Source organism: Streptomyces sp. NPDC001381 (genome assembly GCF_042895685.1).
Taxonomy (GTDB): Bacteria; Actinomycetota; Actinomycetes; order Streptomycetales; family Streptomycetaceae; genus Streptomyces.
Map to the genome: position 1 here is coordinate 309,402 of NZ_JBIAWO010000003.1, position 6,000 is coordinate 315,401.

Here is a 6,000-nt window from a genome sequence, read left to right on the forward strand (position 1 = left end):
CGCGGACGCCCGCGCACCCCATGACCGTCGGAGGGACATAGCCGTGGAGGTCAAGATCGGCGTGCAGCACGCGCCCCGCGAGATCGTTCTGGAGAGCGGTCAGACGCCCGAGGAGGTCGAGCGCGTGGTGGCCGATGCCCTGGCCGGCAAGTCGCAGCTGCTCAGCCTCGTGGACCAGCACGGCCGCAAGGTCCTGGTTCCGGCCGACCGCCTGGCCTACGTCGAGCTGGGCGAGCCCGCCCCGCGCAAGGTGGGCTTCGGCGCGCTGTAAGGCACACGCAACGAGAGAAGGGGCCCGGAGGCCGTCATGACCGCCGGGCCCCTTCTCCGTGCGCACGTTTCCCGGGCGGAGCACGGGCGGTCCCCGCAGGAGGATTGCATTCCGCAGGTCACGGGTATGACGGGCTACGACCTTGGTGCACAGCACGCCCCATGGGAGGGACCTACATGATCTTGGAAGCGCTCGGCTCCGCTGTGCTCGGTCTCGCGCTCGCCTGGGCGGCGCTGCAGCGTCTGTCCCACCGCCTGCCGGTCCGCACCCTCGTCTTCGCGACGGGCGTCGCCGGAGCCCTGTTCGGTGACTTCGTCACCCACAGCGCGCTGGGCCCCGGCATCCCCCTGCTGAGCCTGATCGGCGCGGCGGTCGTCTCCGCCGCCTCGCTCTCCCTGCTGCTGCGCCCCGCCGCGAGACTCCGCCGGCGCTCGGCACCGGCGTAGAAGGCCGGCGCCGAGCACCTGTCCGGCCGCTCGCGGCGAGGCCGCGGGCGGCTCTAGGCCGCCAGCCCCAGGGCCGCCATCCGCTTGGTGTGGGCCTCGGTGATACGGGAGAACATCCGTCCGACCTCGGCGAGGTCGAAGCCGTCCGCGACACCGCCCACGAGCATCGTCGACAGCGCGTCCCGGTCGGCGACCACCCGCTGGGACTGGGACAGGGCCTCGCCCATCAGCCGCCGCGCCCACAGCGCGAGCCGTCCGCCCACGCGCGGGTCGGCGTCGATCGCCGCACGGACCCGGTCCACGGCGAAGCCGGCGTGGCCGGTGTCGTCGAGCACGGCGAGCACCAGGGCGCGGGTGTCGGTGTCCAGGCGGACCGCGACCTCGCGGTAGAAGTCACTGGCGATCGAGTCGCCGACGTACGCCTTGACCAGGCCCTCCAGCCAGTCCGAGGGCGCCGTCTGCTTGTGGAAGCCGTCGAGGGCGGCGACGAACGGCTCCATCGCGGAGGTCGGCTCCTCGCCGATCTCGGTGAGCCGGTCACGCAGCCGCTCGAAGTGGTGGAACTCGGCCGACGCCATCTTCGCCAGCTCCGCCTTGTCCTCCAGCGTGGGCGCCAGCTTGGCGTCCTCCGCGAGCCGCTCGAACGCGGCCAGCTCGCCGTACGCCAGGGCACCGAGCAGGTCCACGACCGCCGCCCGGTACTGCGGATCGGCGGAGGCCCGGGCCCAGTCCTGGGCGGCGATGCCGGTGGCGGCAGACCCCGTCGGCGCTGAGGGCGCGGTGGACGCGGGGGATTCGGCAGGCTCGTCGGACGCGTTGTCAGGCTTGTCAGAGGTGGTCATGCAGCGCACAATAGCCCGCTCTCCGCACGGTGGAAGTCCCTGGTCAGTCAGTGTGACCACGACGACGCGGCCGACCGCGTCCGACGGTGTGACAACCACAACGTGACCGAATCGGCCATCGCGTGTGCGCGATTCCGGGGTATGGTGGTAATGCGCCTGCCGAGTATTCGACGGGCCGCACGAATGAGGATGCCCGGTCGGTGGCCCGATCGGCTCCGACCCGACAGCCCTCATGGTGCGTACGGCACATTGCGTACGGCATCCGGAGGGAACCCCTCAGCGGTTCGAGCGCTAGAGCGTCGGCAGAGGTCCCGTGCCATACGGCTTGCCGCAAGCGGTTTGCCCGTAAGGCAGCCGACGTCCCCGGCACGGTCCGTCAAAGACCCCCGCGCTCGCCTCGCACCGCGCACACAGAAGAGGCAGCACCCTGACTACGACGTTCCGAGAGCTCGGAATCCTTCCCGAGACCGCCGAGGCCCTGGAGGCCGTCGGCATCACCGCTCCCTTCCCCATCCAGGAGATGACGCTCCCCGTGGCCCTGTCGGGCACGGACGTCATCGGCCAGGCCAAGACCGGCACCGGCAAGACACTCGGCTTCGGCCTCCCGCTCCTCGAGCGCGTGACCGTCCCCGCCGACGTCGAGGCCGGCCGGGCGAAGCCCGAGGACCTCACCGAAGCCCCGCAGGCGCTCGTCGTCGTCCCCACGCGCGAGCTGTGCACCCAGGTCACCAACGACCTGCTGACCGCGGGCAAGGTGCGCAACGTGCGCGTCCTCGCGATCTACGGCGGCCGGGCCTACGAACCCCAGGTCGAGGCCCTGAAGAAGGGCGTCGACGTGGTCGTCGGCACCCCGGGCCGGCTCCTCGACCTCGCGGGCCAGAAGAAGCTCAACCTGCAGCACATCAAGTCGCTCGTCCTCGACGAGGCCGACGAGATGCTCGACCTGGGCTTCCTGCCCGACGTCGAGAAGATCATCAACATGCTTCCGGCGCGCCGCCAGACCATGCTGTTCTCGGCGACCATGCCGGGCGCGGTCATCGGACTCGCCCGCCGCTACATGTCGCAGCCCACGCACATCCGCGCGACCGCGCCGGACGACGAGGGCGTGACCGTCGCGAACATCTCGCAGCACGTGTACCGCGCGCACAACATGGACAAGCCCGAGATGGTCGCGCGCATCCTGCAGGCCGAGGGCCGTGGCCTCGCCATGATCTTCTGCCGCACCAAGCGCACCGCGGCCGACCTCGCCGACCAGCTCCAGCAGCGCGGCTTCGCCTCCGGCGCGGTCCACGGCGACCTCGGCCAGGGGGCGCGCGAGCAGGCGCTGCGCGCCTTCCGCAACGGCAAGGTGGACGTGCTCGTCTGCACCGATGTCGCCGCGCGCGGCATCGACGTCGAGGGCGTCACCCACGTCATCAACTACCAGTCCCCCGAAGACGAGAAGACGTACCTGCACCGCGTCGGCCGGACCGGCCGCGCGGGTGCGAAGGGCATCGCGGTCACGCTCGTCGACTGGGACGACATCCCGCGCTGGCAGCTGATCAACAAGGCGCTGGAGCTTTCGTTCAACGATCCGCCGGAGACGTACTCCACCTCCCCGCACTTCTACGAGGAGATGAACATCCCCGCGGGCACCAAGGGTGTCCTGCCGCGTTCCGAGCGCACGCGCGCGGGGCTCGACGCGGAGGAGCTGGAGGACCTGGGCGAGCCGGGCGGCCGCGGTGCACGCGGCGGCCGCGGCGGCCGGGGCGACCGCGACCGCCGCGGCGAGTCCCGTTCGGCCGACCGTTCCGAGCGCGAGCGTCCGGCCCGCACGCCGCGCCGCCGCCGTCGTACGCGCGGCGGTGCCGACCTCGACGGGACGCCGGAGGTCTCGACGGCGGAGCAGACGCCGTCGGCCGAGGAGGCCGCAGGGTCCCGCACCCCGCGCCGCCGACGCCGTACGCGCGGCGGAGCCGCCGCCGAGCCGGCTGCCGTGACGGCCGTCGAGGCCGTGGCGTCCGCCGCCCCGGAGGCCGCGGAAGCGGCCGTGGCGACCGCGGAGGGCCCGTCCCTGGACGCCTCCCCGGCCGCTGAGGCCCCGGTGACCGCCGAGGCCCCGGCCAAGCCGCGCCGCCGCCGCACCCGCCGGTCCGCGGAGGCCGCACCGGCCGCCGCCCCCGAGGCGGAGCAGACGCCGCCCGCGGCCCCGGCCGCCGAGACGGCTGCGGACACGGCCGAGGCCGGCGAGGCCAGGCCCCGCCGCCGCACCCGCAAGACGACGGCTCCGGCCGCCGAGGCCGCGGTCGACGCGGTCGACGCGGTGCGGACGGCGGAGACGGTTCCGGCCCAGGAGGCCGCCGAGACGAAGCCGCGCCGCACCCGCAAGGTCGCCGCCGCTCCGGCCGAGGCCGCCCTGGACACCGCCGAAGCCACCGAGGCCAAGCCCCGCCGCACCCGCAAGACCGCGGCCACGGCCACGGCTGCCGAAGCAGCGGTCGACACCGCCGAGGCCACGCCTCGTCGCCGGACCACCCGCAAGGCCGCCCAGGCCCCGGAGACGGCCGCCACGGCCGAGATCCCGGCCCAGGCCACGCAGGAGCCGGAGACCAAGCCGCGCCGCGCCCGCAAGACCACGGCCACGGCTCCGGCCGCCGCCGAGGCCGCCGTCGCCACGGCGGAGGGCACGGAGGCCAAGCCGCGCCGCACGCGCAAGACGACGGCCACCGCTCCGGCCGAGGCCGCCGTCGACACCGCCGAAGCCACCGAGGCCAAGCCCCGCCGCACCCGCAAGACCGCGGCCACGGCCACGGCTGCCGAAGCAGCGGTCGACACCGCCGAGACCGCCGAGGCCACGCCTCGTCGCCGGACGCGCAAGACGGCCGCCGCGGCTGTCGAGGCCGTCGAGGCCCCGGAAGCGGCCCAGGAGGCCCCGGCCAAGCCGCGCCGCACCCGCAAGACCGCGGTCGCGGCCCCGGCCGAGGCCACCGCCGAGACCGCCGAGGCCAAGCCGCGCCGCACCCGCAAGACGACGGCCACCGCTCCGGCCGAGGCCGCCGTCGACACCGCCGAAGCCACCGAGGCCAAGCCCCGCCGCACCCGCAAGACCGCGGCCACGGCCACGGCCACCGTCGAGATCCCGGCCCAGGCCACGCAGGAGGCGGAGGCCAAGCCGCGCCGCACCCGCAAGACCGCGGTCGCGGCCCCGGCGGGGGCCGAGGCCTCCGACGCGGCCGAGGCGAAGCCGAGGGTGCGCCGCACCCGCAAGGCGACGGCCGCCGCGGAGCCCGCGGACGGCTGACGGCCCGCAGCACGGCCCGACGGCCCGGTTCCTCCAGCGCGGAGGGGCCGGGCCGTCGGCGTTCGTCCACGCGCCTGCGTGAGGTCCCGTCACGAGGGACCGCGTTCCCGCCCGGGAGATCCCGGCCGCGCCCCGCCGGGTAGCCTCGGCACGTGACCAGGCCGACCAGCACCTCGACCCCCTTCCCTCCGCCCCCCGGCGCCCGCGCCTACCCGCTGCGGACCGCGCGCGGTGACTTCGCCGTCGTCGACTCACCCCCGGCGGCCGGTGCGGAGCAGCGCGGTGTCGCGCTGCTGCTGCCCGGGTTCACCGGCAGCAAGGAGGACTTCCACCTGCTGCACGGCACCCTCGCGGCACGCGGTTACCGCACCGTCGCCGTGGACGGACGCGGACAGAACGAGTCGGACGGGCCGGCCGACGACGAATCCCCCTACGCCCGGGAGGAGCTGGCACGGGACGTGCTGGCGCAGGCGGCCGCGCTCGGCACGCCGCTGCATCTCGTCGGGCACTCCCTGGGCGGCCAGATCGCCCGCGCCGCCGTCCTGCTCGACCACTCCCCCTTCGTCTCGTTCACACTGGTCGCCTCGGGCCCGGCCGAGATCTCGGAGTCGCAGAAGCAGCGTGTGAAGCTGCTGCACGACGCGCTCGCCGTGATGACGATGCCGCAGGTGTGGGAGGCGATCCTGGCGATGGGTCCGCCGGAGGAGGTCGGCGGTCCGGCGCGCGGCTTCGGCGCACCGGAGCAGCTGCGGCTGCGCTGGACGAACCACAAGCCCGCCCAGCTCCTCGCCACCGGACGCCAGTTGTGCGCGGAGCCGAACCGCGTCGACGAGCTCGCCGCCGTCCCGCTGCCCCTGCACGTCCTGTCCGGCGCGCGCGACGACACCTGGCCGGTGCCCCTGCTGGACGAGATGGCCGTACGGCTGCGTGCCGCCCGGACCGTCATCCCGGGCGCGGAACACTCGCCGAACCTGGAGCAGCCCGGACCGACGGCCCACGCTCTCGCGGACTTCTGGGACCGGCACCCGCGTCGCTAGGTCGTGGGGGGCCCCGCCCCCCCCCCCCCCCGGGGGCCCGGGGGGGGGGGGGGGGGCCCCCCAAGTGGGGGGGGGCGGGGTCCCCGAACACGGCCCCCCGCGCCCGCCCGCGGGCGGGCCGGCC

General features: G+C 75.0%; 5 protein-coding genes. 4 read left to right on the top strand and 1 reads right to left on the bottom strand.

The annotated features are described in order from the left end of the window. The first annotated feature begins 43 nt into the window (after window positions 1–43). Both ACFY2L_RS14975 and ACFY2L_RS14980 read left to right on the top strand, forming a co-directional pair. Window positions 44–271: a DUF3107 domain-containing protein gene (locus ACFY2L_RS14975; protein WP_067248221.1), complete on the top strand. Its 228-nt coding sequence runs from the start codon at window positions 44–46 to the stop codon at window positions 269–271. Window positions 272–447: 176 nt separating this feature from the next. After that, window positions 448–717: a hypothetical protein gene (locus tag ACFY2L_RS14980; protein WP_390661174.1), complete on the top strand. Its 270-nt coding sequence runs from the start codon at window positions 448–450 to the stop codon at window positions 715–717. Between the two features lie 53 nt (window positions 718–770). Here ACFY2L_RS14980 and ACFY2L_RS14985 read toward each other — a convergent pair whose 3' ends face one another. Continuing rightward, window positions 771–1,559, bottom strand: a complete 789-nt coding sequence (locus ACFY2L_RS14985; protein ID WP_390661175.1) for a ferritin-like fold-containing protein — start codon at window positions 1,557–1,559, stop codon at window positions 771–773. 520 nt (window positions 1,560–2,079) lie between these two features. On the opposite strand from ACFY2L_RS14985, the gene ACFY2L_RS14990 reads away from it, so the two are divergent. Together ACFY2L_RS14990 and ACFY2L_RS14995 are read left to right on the top strand one after the other, a co-directional pair. Further along, complete coding sequence (locus ACFY2L_RS14990; RefSeq protein ID WP_390822532.1) at window positions 2,080–4,839, top strand: DEAD/DEAH box helicase; 2,760 nt, start codon at window positions 2,080–2,082, stop codon at window positions 4,837–4,839. Between the two features lie 152 nt (window positions 4,840–4,991). Next, the gene (locus ACFY2L_RS14995; protein ID WP_390822533.1) at window positions 4,992–5,876 is read left to right on the top strand and encodes an alpha/beta fold hydrolase; all 885 of its coding nucleotides are present in this window, start codon (window positions 4,992–4,994) and stop codon (window positions 5,874–5,876) included. Window positions 5,877–6,000: the final 124 nt, after the last annotated feature.